The sequence below is a fragment of the Tsukamurella ocularis genome, from assembly GCF_965138335.1.
Taxonomy (GTDB): Bacteria; Actinomycetota; Actinomycetes; order Mycobacteriales; family Mycobacteriaceae; genus Tsukamurella; species Tsukamurella ocularis_A.
Window position 1 is genome coordinate 28,222 of sequence record NZ_CBCSDV010000013.1, and the last position, 16,297, is coordinate 44,518.

The 16,297-nt window shown below is 70.9% G+C and carries 14 protein-coding genes and 1 pseudogene; 7 read left to right on the top strand and 8 right to left on the bottom strand.

What is annotated here, in order from left to right; translation table 11 throughout:
• Nucleotides 1–4 precede the first annotated feature (4 nt).
• Both ACNAYW_RS13235 and ACNAYW_RS13240 read left to right on the top strand, forming a co-directional pair.
• Nucleotides 5–634 (top strand): SIMPL domain-containing protein, encoded by a 630-nt coding sequence (locus tag ACNAYW_RS13235; protein ID WP_415850159.1) that lies wholly within the window; start codon nt 5–7, stop codon nt 632–634.
• 67 nt (nt 635–701) lie between these two features.
• A complete protein-coding gene (locus ACNAYW_RS13240; protein ID WP_415850160.1) occupies nt 702–1,448 on the top strand; it encodes an SIMPL domain-containing protein in 747 nt (248 codons plus the stop codon).
• Between the two features lie 14 nt (nt 1,449–1,462).
• Here ACNAYW_RS13240 and hemW read toward each other — a convergent pair whose 3' ends face one another.
• Entirely contained in the window at nt 1,463–2,635 is a 1,173-nt protein-coding gene (hemW, locus tag ACNAYW_RS13245) for a radical SAM family heme chaperone HemW (RefSeq protein ID WP_415850161.1), read from the bottom strand.
• 259 nt (nt 2,636–2,894) lie between these two features.
• Here hemW and ACNAYW_RS13250 point away from each other — a divergent pair, with 259 nt between their 5' ends.
• From ACNAYW_RS13250 to ACNAYW_RS13265, 4 genes are read left to right on the top strand one after another with little or no spacing between them, the layout of a single operon-like run.
• A complete protein-coding gene (locus ACNAYW_RS13250) occupies nt 2,895–4,616 on the top strand; it encodes a nitrite/sulfite reductase (protein ID WP_415850162.1) in 1,722 nt (573 codons plus the stop codon).
• Complete coding sequence (locus tag ACNAYW_RS13255; RefSeq protein ID WP_415850163.1) at nt 4,613–5,335, top strand: phosphoadenylyl-sulfate reductase; 723 nt, start codon at nt 4,613–4,615, stop codon at nt 5,333–5,335. Before ACNAYW_RS13250 ends, ACNAYW_RS13255 begins: the two co-directional genes overlap by 4 nt.
• Nucleotides 5,332–6,273 (top strand): sulfate adenylyltransferase subunit CysD, encoded by a 942-nt coding sequence (gene cysD, locus ACNAYW_RS13260; protein ID WP_415850164.1) that lies wholly within the window; start codon nt 5,332–5,334, stop codon nt 6,271–6,273. Before ACNAYW_RS13255 ends, cysD begins: the two co-directional genes overlap by 4 nt.
• On the top strand, nt 6,273–7,550 hold the full coding sequence (locus tag ACNAYW_RS13265) for a sulfate adenylyltransferase subunit 1 (RefSeq protein WP_415850165.1): 1,278 nt from the start codon (nt 6,273–6,275) through the stop codon (nt 7,548–7,550). The genes cysD and ACNAYW_RS13265 overlap by 1 nt, the downstream gene beginning before the upstream one ends.
• Before the next feature lie 244 nt (nt 7,551–7,794).
• Here the strand turns inward: ACNAYW_RS13265 and ACNAYW_RS13270 are convergent, their stop codons facing one another.
• The 7 genes from ACNAYW_RS13270 to ACNAYW_RS13300 all read right to left on the bottom strand — a co-directional run bounded on the left by ACNAYW_RS13270 (nt 7,795) and on the right by ACNAYW_RS13300 (nt 14,167).
• Nucleotides 7,795–9,039, bottom strand: coding sequence for a GNAT family N-acetyltransferase (locus ACNAYW_RS13270; RefSeq protein WP_415850166.1), 1,245 nt, complete (start codon nt 9,037–9,039; stop codon nt 7,795–7,797).
• A 39-nt stretch (nt 9,040–9,078) separates the two neighbouring features.
• A complete protein-coding gene (locus ACNAYW_RS13275) occupies nt 9,079–9,984 on the bottom strand; it encodes a DUF1707 SHOCT-like domain-containing protein (RefSeq protein ID WP_415850167.1) in 906 nt (301 codons plus the stop codon).
• Nucleotides 9,985–10,020: 36 nt separating this feature from the next.
• Nucleotides 10,021–11,019, bottom strand: coding sequence for a sulfate/molybdate ABC transporter ATP-binding protein (locus ACNAYW_RS13280; RefSeq protein WP_415850168.1), 999 nt, complete (start codon nt 11,017–11,019; stop codon nt 10,021–10,023).
• Nucleotides 11,009–11,827: a sulfate ABC transporter permease subunit CysW gene (cysW, locus tag ACNAYW_RS13285; protein WP_415850169.1), complete on the bottom strand. Its 819-nt coding sequence runs from the start codon at nt 11,825–11,827 to the stop codon at nt 11,009–11,011. The genes ACNAYW_RS13280 and cysW overlap by 11 nt, the downstream gene beginning before the upstream one ends.
• A gap of 61 nt (nt 11,828–11,888) precedes the next feature.
• Nucleotides 11,889–12,680 carry a sulfate ABC transporter permease subunit CysT gene (cysT, locus tag ACNAYW_RS13290; RefSeq protein WP_415850170.1) on the bottom strand — a complete coding sequence of 264 codons (792 nt, stop codon included), beginning with the start codon at nt 12,678–12,680 and terminating at the stop codon, nt 11,889–11,891.
• Nucleotides 12,680–13,774 carry a sulfate ABC transporter substrate-binding protein gene (locus tag ACNAYW_RS13295; RefSeq protein ID WP_415850171.1) on the bottom strand — a complete coding sequence of 365 codons (1,095 nt, stop codon included), beginning with the start codon at nt 13,772–13,774 and terminating at the stop codon, nt 12,680–12,682. The genes cysT and ACNAYW_RS13295 overlap by 1 nt, the downstream gene beginning before the upstream one ends.
• 156 nt (nt 13,775–13,930) lie before the next feature.
• Nucleotides 13,931–14,167, bottom strand: coding sequence for a hypothetical protein (locus tag ACNAYW_RS13300; protein WP_126197010.1), 237 nt, complete (start codon nt 14,165–14,167; stop codon nt 13,931–13,933).
• 220 nt (nt 14,168–14,387) lie between these two features.
• On the opposite strand from ACNAYW_RS13300, the pseudogene ACNAYW_RS13305 reads away from it, so the two are divergent.
• Nucleotides 14,388–16,280: pseudogene (locus tag ACNAYW_RS13305) on the top strand (glycoside hydrolase family 15 protein); the annotation flags it as partial.
• Between the last annotated feature and the right edge of the window lie 17 nt (nt 16,281–16,297).

Consider the following 16,297-nt stretch of genomic DNA (forward strand, 5'->3'; position numbering starts at 1 on the left):
CCCCATGACGCGCACCATCCGCCTCACCGGATCCGGTATCGCCGCCGCGACCCCCGACGTCGTCATCGCCCGGATCGGGGTGGAGTTCCGCGCGGCCGACGTCGCAACGGCGTTCTCCGGCGCCGGCGCGGCGGCGCGCGCCGTCGTCGACGCGGTCCGCGCGGCCGGGGTGTCCGACGGCGACGTCGCGACGTCGAACGTGAGCCTGCAGGCCGTCGAGACCGGCCCGTGGGAGGACCGCAGGCTCGAGGGCTACGCGGCCGGCGAGTCGCTCACCGTGACCATCCGCACCGTCGCCGATGCCGCCGCGGTGCTGCAGGCCGCCGCGACGGCGGCGGGCGACGCGGCGCGGATCCAGTCCGTCACCTTCGCCCTGTCCGACGGTGCCGCCCCCGCCGCCGGGGCGCGGGAGGCCGCCTTCGCCGACGCGAGGGCCCAGGCCGAGCAGTACGCCGCGCTGTCCGGCGCCGCCCTCGGCGCGGTGCTCTCCATCACCGACGATCCCGCCCCGAGCCCGCGCACCGAGGTGCACTTCGCCGCGAAGTCGGTCGCCGCCGCCCCGGCCGGCCCCGCCATGGAGGCCGGCGAACGCCTCGTGACCGCGCGGGTCACCGTCGAATGGGAGTTGGTGTAACCGTCTTCTCCGTTGCCGTAACGAGCGATCCGCTGCGGCGGCGGGCGACCGCTGCCACGCTGAGGCCATGGCGAACTCGACATCCAGCACAGCACGGAAACTGCGCGTCACGGGCGTCGCACTCCTCGCGACGGTGGCACTGGGCGGGACGGTGACGGCGTGCGGCTCGTCGAGCACGTCCAACGACTCCCCGCGGGAGATCACGGCGGTCGGCACGGGTGACGCCTCCGGCAAACCGGACGTGCTGACGGTGGAGCTGGCGGTCCAGCACCAGGCGGGCGATGTGACGACCGCGCTCAACGACGCCTCGGCGAGCGCGCAGAAGGTGATCGACGCGGCCGGGTCCAACGGCGTCGACAAGAAGGACGTCGCGACCGCGAACGTGCGGGTCAACCCCCGCTACGGCACCGACCGGCAGATCACCTCCTACGAGGCGACGCAGTCCCTCACGGTGAAGGTCCGCAAGCTCGAGACCGCGTCGAAGCTGCTCGGCGACCTCGCGACCGCGGGCGGCGACGCGACCCGGATCAGCTCCGTCGGCTTCGACATCGAGAACGACTCCGCGCTCAAGGCGACCGCCCGCGACAAGGCCTTCGCCGAGGCCAGGAGCCGCGCCGAGCAGTACGCCAAGCTCTCGGGCGGCAAGCTCGGCGAGGTCCGGACGGTGACCGAGGGCGCGGCCGCACGGCCCACCCCGACCCGGCAGTTCTCCGCCCCCGACGCGGCGCCGGGCGTCGCCGCCTCGCCCGTCCCCATCGAGTCCGGCGAGCAGTCGCTCACCGTGACGGTGACGGTGGTCTTCGCCCTGTCCTGAGTCCGCGTCGTGCGTCAGTCCAGGATCCGGCGCACCACCCCGTCGGCCAGCAGCCGCCCGGCGTCGGTGAGCACGTAGGCGTCGCCCGCGCGGTCCAGGTTCCCGACGGCGACCTCGGCCTCGGCCCGGGCGGCCTCGTCGGGCCGGAGCACGGTGACCGGGATCCCGGACCGCATGCGCACGCGCAGCATCACGTCCTCGACGTGCCGGTCCTCGGCGGTGAGCACCTCGTGGCCCGCGATCGGCAGCCCGCCGGCCGCCACGGCGTCGGCGTACCGGGCGGGGTGCTTGACGTTCCACACCCTCGTCCCGGCGACGTGGCCGTGCGCTCCGGGACCGGCGCCCCACCAGTTCGCGCCCTCCCAGTACAGCTCGTTGTGCCGGCACTTCGCCGCGTCCGAGCGCGCCCAGTTCGACACCTCGTACCAGTCGAAGCCCGCGTCCCGCAGGGCCCCGTCGAGCATCTCGTAGCGGTGGGCGAGCACGTCGTCGTCGGTGTCCGGCAGTTCGCCGCGGCGGATCCGCCGGGCCAGCGCCGTACCGTCCTCGACGATGAGCGCGTACGCGGAGACGTGGTCGACGTGAGCAGCGAGCACGGCGTCGAGCGACGCCCGCAGGTCGTCGTCGGACTCGCCGGGCGTGCCGTAGATGAGATCGAGGTTCACGTGCTCGAATCCCGCCGCGCGCGCCTCCTTCGCCGCGGCCACCGCCCGCCCGGGCGTGTGCGTGCGGTCGAGCACCCTGAGCACGTGCGCCGCCGCCGACTGCATGCCGAGGGAGATCCGCGTGAAGCCGGCCTCCCGCAGCCGCGCGAAGAACTCCGGCGAGGTGGACTCGGGGTTCGACTCGGTGGTCACCTCGACGTCATCGGCGAAGGTGAAGTGGCGCCGGGCCGTGTCGAGCAGGGCGGCGAGTCCCTCGCCGCCCAGGAGCGACGGGGTGCCGCCGCCCACGAAGACCGTCGACACCGGGACGTCGCCGAGCGTGCGGCGGGCCAGCGCGAGCTCGCCGTCGATCGCCTCGGCCCAGGCCCGGGGCGACGTCGAGGCGCCCAGCTCACCGGCGGTGTAAGTGTTGAAGTCGCAGTAGCCGCAGCGCGTCGCGCAGAACGGCACGTGCAGGTAGAGGCCGAACGGTGCCGCGGCACCGTCGAGCCGGCGGAGCTCTGGGGTCGAGGGCGCGGACACGCGTCCAGTCTGGCAGGTGCGCCGACCACGGAATTTCGTGCACCGGTGAGCGAAACCCGATTCCTCGTTTCCGCCCAGCCGGTGGCACAATGATCTCGATGGATGGACAGGGTGAGCTGCTGGCGTCGCGCCGGCACATCGATTACCTGCGGGTCTGCAGCAGCGGCTGTCGGGCCTGATTCGCGACGCCTCCGCCCGGCGTCGATTCCCGGAAGCGCCACCAGCCCGGCGCACCATCCCATGAATCCCAGGAGTCTCCATGACGTCGATCGCCGACGCCCCTGTCCCCGCCGCTGACGCCGCCCCGACGCGGCCGGCGCGCACGCGCCCGGTCAAGCGCAAGTCCGAGGGCCAGTGGAAGCTCGGGTACCGCACGCCGCTCAACCCCAACGAGCAGACCAAGCGCGACGACAATCCGCTCAACGTGCGCGCCCGGATCGAGAACATCTACTCGAAGCAGGGCTTCGAGTCGATCGACAAGGCCGATCTGCGCGGCCGCATGCGCTGGTGGGGCCTCTACACCCAGCGCGAGCAGGGCTACGACGGCACCTTCACGGGCGACGAGAACATCGACCTGCTCGAGGCGCCGTACTTCATGATGCGGGTGCGGTGCGACGGCGGGAAGCTCACCGCGGCGCAGGTGCGCACCCTCGGCGAGCTCTCCACCGAGTTCGGCCGCGACACCGCCGACATCTCGGACCGCGAGAACGTCCAGTTCCACTGGATCGAGATCGAGAACGTCCCGGAGATCTGGAAGCGCCTCGAGGCCGTCGGGCTCAAGACCACCGAGGCCTGTGGCGACTGCCCGCGCGTGGTGCTCGGTTCCCCGCTCGCCGGCGAGTCGTTCGGCGAGGTGCTCGACCCGTCGCCCGCGATCGACGAGATCGTGCGCCGCTACATCGGCGACCCGAAGTACTCGAACCTGCCGCGCAAGTTCAAGACCGCCATCTCGGGCCAGCAGGACGTGGTCCACGAGATCAACGACGTGGCCTTCGTCGGCGTCGTGCACCCCGAACACGGCCCGGGCCTCGACCTGTGGGTCGGCGGCGGCCTCTCGACGAACCCGATGCTCGCGCAGCGCGTGGGCGCCTGGATCCCGCTCGACGAGGTGCCGGACGTCTGGGAGGGCGTGGTCTCGATCTTCCGCGACTACGGGTACCGCCGGCTCCGCTCGAAGGCGCGGCTGAAGTTCCTGATCAAGGACTGGGGCATCGAGAAGTTCCGGCAGGTGCTCGAGGACGAGTACCTGGGCCGCAAGCTCATCGACGGCCCCGCGCCCGAGCAGCCGGAGCGCCCCATCGATCACATCGGCGTGCAGAAGCTGCGCAACGGCCTCAACGCGGTCGGCTTCTCCCCCATCGCCGGCCGCGTCTCCGGCACGGTCCTGAGCGGGGTCGCGGACGCGATGGACCGGGTCGGCACCGATCGCGCCTCGTTCACGCCGTACCAGAAGCTCATCGTCCTCGACGTTCCCGACGACCAGGTCGACTCCCTGATCGACGAGCTGGCGCCGCTGGGCCTGCAGGGCCGCCCGTCGATCTGGCGTCGCAACCTCATCGCGTGCAGCGGCATCGAGTTCTGCAAGCTCTCCTTCGTGGAGACCCGCAAGCGCTCGCAGGTGCTGGTGCCCGATCTGGACCAGCGGCTCGCCGACATCAACGCCCAGCTCGACGTGCCGATCACGGTGAACATCAACGGCTGCCCCAACTCCTGCGGCCGCTCCCAGATCGCCGACATCGGCTTCAAGGGCCAGCTCGTGGACGACCACGAGGGGAATCAAGTCGAGGGCTTCCAGGTTCACCTTGGTGGAAGCCTCGGTCTCGACAGCGGGTTCGGTCGCAAGCTGCGCCAGCACAAGGTGCTGTCGACGGAACTCGGGGACTACATCGAGCGAGTGGTGCGGAACTTCGTCGCACAGCGCGAGGCCGACGAGCGCTTCGCGCAGTGGACCCTCCGCGCCGCGGAGGAGGACCTGCGATGACCGCACCGTCGAACCCCCTGACCGGACGCGACGCGGACGAGCTCCGCGCCCTCGCGGAGCGCGCGTCGAAGGAGCTGGAGGGCGCCGATCCGCTGACGCTCCTGCAGTGGACGCTGGACACCTTCGGCGAGGACTTCGTCGTCGCGTCGAACATGCAGGACGGCGTGCTGGTGCACCTCGCCAAGCAGGTGCAGGACCGGCCGAAGGTGCTGTTCCTCGACACCGGTTACCACTTCCCCGAGACGATCGGCATGCGCGACGCGGTGGAGTCGATCTACGAGGTGGAGCTGCTCAACGTGACGCCCGCGCAGAGCGTCGGCGAGCAGGACGCGACCGTCGGCAAGGACCTGTTCGCGACCGATCCCGCGCAGTGCTGCAACCTGCGCAAGGTCGTGCCGCTGCGCCAGACCCTGTCGGGCTACCGCGCCTGGGTCACCGGCATCCGGCGGGTCGAGTCGCCCACCCGCGCGAACGCCCCGTTCATCTCCTTCGACGAGGGCTTCGGGCTGCTCAAGGTCAACCCGATCGTCGACTGGTCCGACGAGCAGATGCAGCGATTCATCGAGGAGAACGGCATCCTGGTGAACCCGCTGGTCGACGAGGGCTACCCGTCGATCGGCTGCCAGCCCTGCACCAACAAGCCCGCCCCGGGTTCCGATCCTCGAAGCGGCCGCTGGGCCGGTTCGACCAAGACAGAATGCGGACTGCACGCCTCATGACCATCACCGAGCCCACGGAGCCGATCGTGTCCACTGGCGACCCCACGGAATTCAGCACGCTCGACGCGCTGGAGTCCGAGGCCATCCACATCTTCCGCGAGGTCGCGGGCGAGTTCGAGCGCCCCGTCATCCTGTTCTCGGGCGGCAAGGATTCGACGGTGCTGCTGCACCTCGCGGTGAAGGCCTTCTGGCCGGCGCCGCTGCCGTTCGCGCTGCTGCACGTCGACACGGGCCACAACCTGCCCGAGGTGCTGGACTTCCGCGACCGGATGGTCGAGAAGTACAACCTGCGCCTGCACGTCGCGAAGGTCGAGGACTACCTCGCCGACGGCCGGCTCGAGGAGCGGGCCGACGGCATCCGCAACCCGCTGCAGACGGTGCCGCTGCTCGACGCCATCTCCGAGAACCGGTTCGACGCGGTCTTCGGCGGCGGCCGCCGCGACGAGGAGCGGGCCCGCGCCAAGGAGCGGATCTTCTCGCTGCGCAACGCCTTCGGCCAGTGGGACCCGAAGCGGCAGCGCCCGGAGCTGTGGAACCTGTACAACGGCCGGCACGCGCCGGGCGAGCACGTGCGGGTGTTCCCCATCAGCAACTTCACCGAGCTCGACATCTGGCGCTACATCGCGCGCGAGGACATCGAGCTGGCGTCGATCTACTACGCGCACGAGCGCGAGGTCTACTCGCGCGACGGGATGCTGATGACCTCCGGCGTGTGGGGCGGCCCGCGCGAGGGCGAAGAGGTGCAGACCCTGTCGGTGCGCTACCGCACCGTGGGCGACGGCTCCACCACCGGCGCGATCGAATCCACCGCGTCGGACAACGAGCAGATCATGGCAGAGGTCGCGGCGTCGCGCCTCACGGAGCGCGGCGCCACCCGTGGCGACGACCGCGTCTCCGAGGCCGCCATGGAGGACCGGAAGAAAGAGGGCTACTTCTGATGAGCACCGCACCCGCGCTCCTCCGCCTGGCCACCGCCGGCTCCGTCGACGACGGCAAGTCCACGCTCGTGGGGCGGCTGCTCTACGACACGAAGTCGGTGCTCGCCGACCAGATCGACGCCGTCACCCGCGCGTCCGTCGACAAGGGCCTCGACACCCCCGACCTGTCGCTGCTGGTCGACGGCCTGCGCGCCGAGCGCGAGCAGGGCATCACCATCGACGTCGCCTACCGCTACTTCGCGACGCCCAACCGGTCCTTCATCCTCGCCGACACCCCCGGCCACGTGCAGTACACCCGCAACACGGTGTCCGGCGCGTCCACCGCGCAGGTCGTGATCCTGCTGACCGACGCGCGCAAGGGCGTCATCGAGCAGACCCGCCGCCACGCCGCGGTGCTCTCGCTGCTGGGCGTGCCGCGCCTGGTCCTGGCCGTGAACAAGATCGACCTCGTCTCCGATCCCGCGTCGGTGTTCCAGGAGATCTCGGCGGAGTTCCGCGCCCTCACCGGCTCGCTGGGCTGGGCCGACGAGGCCGTCCACGCGATCCCCGTCTCGGCGCTGCACGGCGACAACGTCGCCTCGCGCTCGGATCAGACGCCGTACTACGACGGCCCGTCGCTCATCGAGCACCTCGAGTCGATCCCGACGGACCCGGACACGAAGCCGATCGGCTTCCGCTTCCCGGTGCAGTACGTGATCCGGCCCCGTACCCCCGATTACCCCGACTACCGCGGGTACGCCGGACAGGTGGCCGCCGGCACCGTCGACGTCGGCGACGAGGTGCTCGTGCTCCCCGCCGGCACCCGCAGCCGCGTCGAGCGCATCGACACCGCCGACGGCGAGCTCGCCTCGGCGCACACCGGCCGCTCGGTCACGGTGATCCTCGCCGACGACGTGGACGTGAGCCGCGGCGACGTGATCGTCTCCGCCGCCGACGCCCCCGAGGCCCGGCAGCAGTTCGAGGCGACGGTGTGCTGGCTGGCCGAGAAGCCGCTGCGCATCGGCGCGCGGCTGCTGCTCAAGCACGGCACCAAGACCACGCAGGCGATCGTCGGCGGGCTGGATGCGGTGTTCGACGAGCAGAATCTCACCGTCGGCGAGGGCACCACGCTGGAGCTCAACCAGATCGGCCGGATCTCGATCCAGACCGCCGAGCCGATCGTCGCCGACGACTACGACGTCAACCGCGAGATGGGCTCGTTCCTGCTCATCGACCCCGCGGGCGGCAACACCCTCGCCGCGGGTCTGGTCGGGGACGCCCTGGCCCACCTGGTCTGAGTAGTTCGGCGGTCCGCCGGCCGCACTCCCGCTCCGCGGGGGTGCGGCCGTCATCGTCGGCGCGGTGTGCTCGCCTTGCGGTCGACTCTCGGATTCTGACCGGTTCGGACACGCTGTCCAGGATGGACAGAAACCGAGAGTGCCGCGTATGCCGCTACCTGCCCTCGGGGAGTTCCCCGATCCGGTACCACTCCGAACCGTCGGCGCTCTCCCACACCGCCGTTCGATCACGAGTGGTCGCGCATCAGAACATCTCGACGGCCCACGCGCGCCGCGGGCTGAACAACATGAGGTCGGCGCGGGCCGCCGCACCGTCGGTCAGCTCGCGGACGGACCCCACGGCCACGCGGCGGGTGACGGGCTCGTCGGAGAGCCACAGCCGGCCGAGGTCGGTGACGTCGAGCGCGAGATCCGCCGGCTCGTCGGTGGGAACGCAGGTGCCCGCTCCCCCGTCGGTGGAGATCAGGAACCGCCCGTGCGCCGGGCCGGGGCCGGCACCGTCGTACCCCGGATCGGTCACGTCGAGCACCAGCCGGCCCGGCGCGGCGTAGGTGCGCGCCGAGAACAGGGCGGGTACGTCGAAGGGCCGGATCCACAGGAAGTCGGTGCGATTGGACGGCTGCACGGTCCGCGGGTCCGCCGGGACGGTCGTCGCGATGTCGTCGAGCGGCCGCTGCACGGCCTCCACCCACCGCACCCAGTCGATACTCATGGCGAACGACCAGAGATCCCGCTCGGCGGCCGCATCGACGCCGAGCAGTTCGGTGACCTTGAGCGTGGAGTCGGGGCGACTGTCGGTCCACTTGGGCGCGACCGTGTAGGCGAGCACGCCCGCCACCTCGCCGGAGCGGCGTAGGACCACGCGCCGCGTCTCGTCGGGGTCACCGCCCCTGACGAGCCCCGCCGCGCGGCGCATCTCGACATCGAGCTTCGACACACGGCCCGGCACGTCGAGCAGCTCGCGGATCCGGATCGACGCGGAGAGGTACTCCTCGCCGCCGGCGTACCGCACCTCGTCGACGGTCGGCTGCGGCAGTCGGCCGCGATCCACCGCGATCCGGAGATCGGTGGACTCGGTGCTCTGCCCGAAGCCGTACCGGCCGTAGATCGCGTGCTCGGCGGCGATGAGGGTGGCCGCGGCGGCCCCGTCGGCACGGGCCGCGGTCAGGCACTCGCGCATGTGCCGGCCGAGGATGCCGCGGCGGCGGTGCGTGGGCAGCACCGTCACCGCTGAGACCGCGCGGACCGGCACTCGCGCACCGCCGACGGCGGTCAGCTCCTGGTCGAAGGAGAGAAAGGTCCCGACGGTCCGTGCACCGTCGACGGCGACGCGGAAGTCCAGCGAGTCCAGCTGCGCGGAGACCATTTCGAGCCACTGCTCGGCGTCGGGCAGGCGGCTCTGGAAGCCGATGGTCGCGCACTCCTGGAACCCGAGGAGCTGCTCGCGACTGCTGACGCGCTGGAAGTCGATACCGCTCGAATCGGTCATACCGGCAACATTACCGACGCGCACAATCGGATTTCCGGATCAGCATCCCCAACCGCAGCGGTGCACGCCGTGGATCGTGCCATCGAGCCCGGCGACGAGGTGCGAATCGATGCCGATATCGTTCACGCCCATCCACACCTGGCCGCCGTCGTCTCCGCCCACGGTGACGCGGAAGGGCACGTTCGGCGACAACGTCGCCGTCGTCAATCCCAGCCGCTCGGGCGCCCCGGCGATCAGCGCCGCGAGGCGACGCGTGTCGAGCTTCGCCACGTCCACGCGGAGATCCGGGTCCGACGACACCGACAGGCCGCCGTACACCTCGCGCTCATGGAAGGCGCCTCCGAGCGAGTAGGTGTACCAGGCCGAGCCCGTCGGGGAGGCCGCCTCGGGAATGCTCGCCACCGCCTTGTCGCGATAGAAGTGCACGCCCTTGATCACCGTGGTGCCGAACTTCTCGCGGATCGCCCGCACCACCTCGTCGAGGCCGGCGGCCGCGAAGACCGGGCCACCCACGAGGCGATCCGCCTCGGTCTCGACCGCTGGGGCCGCACCGCCGGGTGCGGCACGGTCGGGTGCGGCACGGTCGGGTGCGGCACCGTCGGGTGTCGCCTCGGTGGAGAGCCATGCCGCGCCCACCGCGGCGATCGCCGCGACCACGACGACGATCGCCAGGCCGACCACGATCCGCGCACGCCGCAGGCTCTCCCGCGGCCGCGCCGTCGGAGCCGCCGGCAGCCGGAGATCGCGCAGCACGTGATCGAGCTCGTGGACCCGCACCGCGGTCCGGGCGCTCTCCAGTCGATCGAGGTGTTCGTCGGCGGAGAGCTGACCGTCCACGAACGCCTCGTCGAGCCGGGCCATCACCCACGCTCGATCGACGTCCCGCGCCCGCAGCCCTGCATCGCGATCGCGCGACTCCCGCGGTTCTTCATGCCGCGCCGCCATGTTCACGACCGTACATCAGCCGCGCTGCGGCGAACGCTACCTCGGAACGGCGATCTCCGGGACGTGCGTGGCGCGCACGTACACCACGTCGCCCTCCGACAGGTCCAGCGCGGTGGCGTCGCCGCGGGTGATCTGCGCGTGGAAGCGCTCCCCCGTCGCCGCGTTCGTCAGCTCGACACGCACCTCGAAGCCGAGGTAGACCACGCGCTCGACCTCGGCGCGGAGGACGCCCGCCTCCTCGGAGCTGAGCCCGCCCGCGCGGGCGAGCTCCGGCGTGCGGCCGACGCGGATGTCGTGCGGGCGCACCAGCACGCCGTTGAGCTTGGCCACCGAGCCCAGGAAGGACATGACGAACTCGGTCTCGGGGCGGTCGTAGACGTCCGCCGGTGTGCCGACCTGCTCGATCCGGCCCTTGTTGAGCACTGCGATGCGGTCCGCGATGTCTAGGGCCTCCTGCTGATCGTGGGTCACGATCACGGTGGTCACGTGCACCTCGTCGTGCAGGCGGCGCAGCCAGGACCGCAGCTCCTCGCGGACCTTCGCGTCCAGCGCCCCGAAGGGCTCGTCGAGCAGCAGCACCTGCGGGTCGACGGCCAGCGCGCGGGCGAGCGCCATCCGCTGGCGCTGCCCGCCGGAGAGCTGGGCCGGATACCGGGTCTGGAACCCCGTCAGCCCGACGACCTCGAGCAGGTCGTCGACCTTGGCCTTGACCTCCGCCGCGGGGCGCTTGCGGATCTTGAGGCCGAACGCCACGTTCTCGCGCACCGTCATGTGCTTGAACGCCGCGTAGTGCTGGAAGACGAAGCCGATGTCGCGCTGCTGCGGCGTCGCATGCGTGACGTCGGTGCCGTTGATCTCGACCAGGCCCGAGTCGAGCCGGTCGAGGCCGGCGATCGAGCGCAGCAGCGTCGACTTGCCGGACCCCGAGGGCCCGAGCAGCGCGGTCAGCGAGCCGTCCGGGATCTCCAGGGAGACGTCATCGAGGGCCGCGAAGTCGCCGTAGCGCTTGTTGGCTCCCACCACGTTAATCGTCATCGCGGTTCCTCCTGCGGGTCGCTTCGAGCAGGGACATCACCACCAGCGCGACGAGCGCCAGCAGCATGAGCAGCGTCGCGGCGGCGTACGCCCCGAAGGTGTTGTAGTCGTCGTGGTTGCGCGAGCTCACCAGCAGGGTGAGCGTCTGCGAGATGCCGGGGAAGTTGGACGAGACCATGAGCACGGCGCCGTACTCGCCCAGCGCACGGGCGATGGTCAGCACCACGCCGTAGGTCAGGCCCCAGCGGATGGCGGGCAGGGTGATCCGCCAGAACGTCTGCCGCGCGCTCGCGCCGAGGGTCGCGGCGGCCTGCTCCTGGTCCTGACCGATCTCGTGCAGCACCGGCTCCACCTCGCGCACCACGAAGGGCAGCGTCACGAAGGTCGTCGCCAGCACCATGCCGGGCAACCCGAAGATGATCCGGAAGCCCAGCGACTCGATGCCGCCGAACCACCCGCCCACGCCCCACAGCATGATCAGCGCGACGCCCACGACCACCGGCGAGACCGCGAACGGCAGGTCGACGGCCGCCTGCAGCGCGGCCTTGCCGCGGAACTTCCCGCGCGCCAGGGCCAGCGCGACGAGCACGCCGAAGATCACGTTGAGCGGCACCACGATGGCGACGATGAGCACCGACAGCTGCAGTGCGGAGATCGCAGCCGGGGTGGTGATCCAGGCCCAGAACTCGCCGAAGCCGCGCTCGAACGAGCGGTACAGAATCACGCCGATGGGCAGCACGAGCAGCACCAGCAGGTACAGCAGCGCGACCGACCGGAGGCTCAGCACCGTCTTCCTGGAGAGATTCATTCGCTGTTCTCCTCCCTGCGTCCCCCGGGACCACCGCGCGGGGTCGTCCTGCGTCCGGTCATCAGTCGTTCTCCTCCCGCTTGGCCGTCCGCGATCCGACGAACCGCATCACCGCCAGCAGCACGAACGCGATGGCGAGCAGCGCCACGGACACCGCGGACGCGGCCACCTGGTTGTCGACCTCCAGCTGCTGCTGGATGTACTGCGAGGCGACCTGGGTCTCGCCGGGGATGTTGCCGCCGACGAGGACGACGGAGCCGAACTCGCCGATCGCGCGGGTGAAGGCGAGGCCGGCGCCGGAGAGGATGGCGGGCAGCAGCGTGGGGATCACGATCTTCGCGACGATCACCCGGTTGGGCGCGCCGAGCGAGGCCGCGGCCTCCTCCACCTCCCGGTCGAGCTCGATGAGCACCGGCTGCACCTGCCGCACCACGAAGGGCAGGGTCACGAAGGCCAGCGCGATGACGATGGCCGGCTGGCTCGCGTTCAGTGTCAGCCCGACGGGGCTGTCCGGACCGTACAGCGAGAGCAGCACGATCGAGGCGACGATCGTCGGCAGCGCGAAGGGCAGGTCGATGAGCGCGTTGACGACGCCCTTGCCGGGGAAGTCGTCGCGCACCAGCACCCAGGCGATGACGGTCCCCATCACCACGTTGATCAGCGTCACGAGCAGCGAGACCCACACGGTGATGACCAGCGTGGAGACGGCGTTCTTGGCCGTGAGCGCGTCCCAGAAGCCCGACCAGCCGTGGTCGAAGGCCTTGGTCGTGATCGCGGCGATCGGCAGCAGCACGATCAGCGAGATCCACAGCCACGCGACGCCGATGCGCAGCGGGTTGACGAGGCGCCGCATCACTTGCCGCCGTTCTTGTAGGCCGTGGCGATCGCGCCCTTGTCGCCGAACAGCGCGGCGTCGACGGCCGGCCAGCCGGTGAGGTCCTTGCCGTTGTTCTTCGCGCCGGTGCCCCTGCCGAGCACGGCGCCGAGCTCGTCGACGGTCCACAGCTTCTGCGGCTGCGCGGAGAACAGGTGCGCCGTCTCGGCGGCGATCGCCGGATCGCCCGCCCGGAAGCCCGACCGCGGAATGGCGCGCTGCGCCGCCGGCGAAAACAGGAAACCGACGAAGCGCTGCGCCGCCTCGGGTGACTGCGCGGTGTTCACGACGGCCACGGGCAAGTCGATCCGGAACGACTGCGGCGGGATGAAGTACTCGGGCCTGGGCTTGCCGTCCTTCTCGCTCTGCCGCTGCAGCAGCACGGCCTCGCTCTCGTAGCTGAGCAGCACGTCGCCCTGCCCGGATTCGAAGGCGGAGGTGGCGTCGCGGCCGGAGCCGGGGCTCACCGTCGTGTGCTCGCGGATGAGCTCCTTGACGAAGGCCAGGCCCTTCTCGGGTTCCTGGCCGCCGTTCGACAGCGCCGCGTAGGGCGCGAGCAGATTCCACTTGGCCGAGCCGGAGCTCGCCGGATTCGGGGTGACCACCTCGACGCCGGGCTTGAGCAGGTCCGCCCAGTCGTGGATGCCCTTGGGGTTGCCGGGCCGGACCACGACGGCGACGAGGGAGGTGAAGGGCACGGACCGCCGCGGGAACGCCTTCTCCCAGTCCTTGTCGATGAGCCCGGCCTTGACGATGCGGGTCACGTCCGGCGCCACGGACATGTTCACCACGTCGGCCGGCACGTGGCGGGCGACCTTGCGGGACTGGTCGCCCGAGGCGCCGTAGGACTGCGAGAAACCCACGTCCGGGTTGCTCTCCCGGAACAGCGGAATGGCCACGTCGAAGGCGGGCTTGGGCGCCGCGAAGGCGACCAGGTTCACGCGCTGGTCGCCACTGGAGATGTCGACGCCGTGCGGGTCATCGGTGGAACCGCCGCCGCATGCTGCGAGCAGCACGGTCAGGGCGACCGCGACGATGCTCACAGCACGGCCGCGGAGGCTGGGTCGGATCACGTCTCGCCGTTCTCCTCGGGACTTCGGTCAGGCGAGAATCCTACGAAGCGCGATCAGCGCAGCAGGGCCCACGCGACCACGAGGAGCACCAGCAGCGCGATCAGCGCGAGCGTCACCTTCGACTTGGGCACCAGCGCCCGCCATCCGCGGCCTGTCTCAGACACTCTCGTCATTCCCTTCTCCGGCACGCTGACCTGCGACGTCCGCGCGACCGGACCGCTCGAGGCGAGCGTCCAGCGCGTCGGCGACGCGATCGATGAGAGCGCTCAGGACGCGCACCACCAGCATTGCGATCACTGCGAGTACAACCATCACCAGGCTGACCTGCAGTACGTAGGGCAGACCCGTGAGCCACAGCTCCACCGAGTCCCACCACTGCGCGATCGCATGCACCCGACCAGCCTAGCGACCGCCGTGCGCGAACCCACCGCCGTGCCTCATCATGGTGTGCATGGCAGCGAAGAACGACGGCCCGACCCTCGAAGCTCCCGGCCCCGCCGCATCCGGCCCCGCCGCATCCGGCCCCGCCGCATCCGGCTCCGACGCGTCCGGCCCGGATGTGCTCGGCCTCGACGCGCTCGTCACCGACGCCCCGTCGATCGGCGACGCCGTCTTCCCGCCCATCCACGACTACGCCTTCCTCTCGGACTGCGAGAACACGTGCCTGGTCGCGCGGGACGGCAGCGTCGAGTGGATGTGCATCCCCCGGCCCGATTCCCCCAGCGTCTTCGGCGCGATCCTCGATCGCGGCGCCGGCTCCTTCCGGCTCGGGCCGTACGGCGTGAAGGTCCCGGTCGACCGGCGGTACCTGCCCGGCAGCCTGATGCTCGAGACCACGTGGCAGACCTCGACGGGCTGGCTCATCGTGCGCGACGCCCTCGTGATGGGCCCGTGGCACGACACGCGCACCCGGTCGCGCACGCACCGTCGGACCCCGACGGACTGGGACGCCGAGCACATCCTGCTCCGCACGGCCCGGTGCGTCTCCGGCACCGTCGAACTGCAGCTCAACTGCGAGCCCGCGTTCGACTACCACCGGGCCGGCGCCGAGTGGACCTACTCGGCCGACGGCTACGGCGAGGCGGTCGCGCGGGCGCGCACCGACTTCGGCATGAACCCGGAGCTCAAGCTCACGACGAACATGCGGCTGGGATTGGAGGGCCGGGAGGCCCGCGCGCACACCCGGCTCAAGGAGGGCGACGAGGTCTTCGTCGCCCTGTCGTGGAGCAAGCACCCCGTGCCGCAGACCTATCCCGAGGCCACGCAGAAGATGTGGGCCACCGCCGAGTCCTGGCGCCAGTGGATCAACCGCGGCCAGTTCCCCGATCACCCGTGGCGCACCTACCTGCAACGCTCGGCGCTCACGCTCAAGGGCCTGACCTACTCCCCCACGGGCGCGTTGCTCGCCGCCTCCACCACGTCGCTCCCGGAGACGCCGGGCGGCGAGCGCAACTGGGACTACCGGTACGCCTGGGTGCGCGATTCGACGTTCGCGCTGTGGGGCCTCTACACGCTGGGCCTCGACCGGGAGGCCGAGGACTTCTTCTCCTTCATCGCCGACGTCTCCGGTGCCAACAACGGCGAGCGGCACCCGCTGCAGGTCATGTACGGGGTCGGCGGGGAGCGCACGCTCCTCGAGGAGGAACTCGGTCACCTCTCCGGGTACGACGGTGCGCGGCCGGTCCGCATCGGCAACGGGGCGTTCGACCAGCGGCAGCACGACATCTGGGGCACGATGCTGGACTCGGTGTACCTGAACACCAAGTCGTCCGAGCGGATCCCCGAGACCCTGTGGCCGGTGCTCAAGGAGCAGGTCGAGGAGGCGCTCAAGCACTGGCGCGAGCCCGATCGCGGCATCTGGGAGGTGCGCGGCGAGCCGCAGCACTTCACCAGCTCGAAGGTCATGTGCTGGGTCGCGCTGGACCGCGGCGCGAAGCTCGCGGCCATGCACGGCGAGAACGACTACGCCCGCGAGTGGGCGGAGAAGGCCGAGGTGATCAAGGCCGACATCCTCGAGCACGGCGTCGACGACCGCGGCGTGTTCACCCAGCGCTACGGCGCGCCCGCGCTCGACGCCTCGCTCCTGCTGGTGCCACTCCTGCGATTCCTGCCGTCGGACGACGCGCGCGTGCGGGCGACGGTACTCGCGATCGCCGACGAGCTCACGGAGGACGGGCTCGTGCTGCGCTACCGCGTGGAGGAGACCGACGACGGCCTGCACGGCGAGGAGGGCACGTTCACCATCTGCTCGTTCTGGCTGGTCTCGGCGCTGGTCGAGATCGGCGAAGTCACCCGCGCGCGGGCGCTGTGCGAGCGGCTGCTGGCGTACTCGTCGCCGCTCAAGTTGTACGCGGAGGAGATCGACCCGAAATCGGGCAAGCACCTGGGGAACTTCCCGCAGGCCTTCACCCACCTGGCGCTCATCAACGCCGTAGTGCACGTGATCCGGGCCGAGGAGGCGGGGCACGACGCGTCCGCGTTCCTTCCCGCACATCACACGCCCTGACGGAAGTAGCGTGCAGT

Excerpts from the sequence above, each read along its gene's own strand:
- ACNAYW_RS13235 (WP_415850159.1), top strand. The coding sequence starts at position 5 with ATGACGCGCACCATCCGCCTCACCGGATCCGGTATCGCCGCCGCGACC.
- ACNAYW_RS13240 (WP_415850160.1), top strand. The coding sequence starts at position 702 with ATGGCGAACTCGACATCCAGCACAGCACGGAAACTGCGCGTCACGGGC.
- ACNAYW_RS13250 (WP_415850162.1), top strand. The coding sequence starts at position 2,895 with ATGACGTCGATCGCCGACGCCCCTGTCCCCGCCGCTGACGCCGCCCCG.
- ACNAYW_RS13255 (WP_415850163.1), top strand. The coding sequence starts at position 4,613 with ATGACCGCACCGTCGAACCCCCTGACCGGACGCGACGCGGACGAGCTC.
- cysD (WP_415850164.1), top strand. The coding sequence starts at position 5,332 with ATGACCATCACCGAGCCCACGGAGCCGATCGTGTCCACTGGCGACCCC.
- ACNAYW_RS13265 (WP_415850165.1), top strand. The coding sequence starts at position 6,273 with ATGAGCACCGCACCCGCGCTCCTCCGCCTGGCCACCGCCGGCTCCGTC.
- ACNAYW_RS13270 (WP_415850166.1), bottom strand. The coding sequence starts at position 9,039 with ATGACCGATTCGAGCGGTATCGACTTCCAGCGCGTCAGCAGTCGCGAG.
- ACNAYW_RS13275 (WP_415850167.1), bottom strand. The coding sequence starts at position 9,984 with ATGGCGGCGCGGCATGAAGAACCGCGGGAGTCGCGCGATCGCGATGCA.
- ACNAYW_RS13280 (WP_415850168.1), bottom strand. The coding sequence starts at position 11,019 with ATGACGATTAACGTGGTGGGAGCCAACAAGCGCTACGGCGACTTCGCG.
- cysW (WP_415850169.1), bottom strand. The coding sequence starts at position 11,827 with ATGAATCTCTCCAGGAAGACGGTGCTGAGCCTCCGGTCGGTCGCGCTG.
- cysT (WP_415850170.1), bottom strand. The coding sequence starts at position 12,680 with ATGCGGCGCCTCGTCAACCCGCTGCGCATCGGCGTCGCGTGGCTGTGG.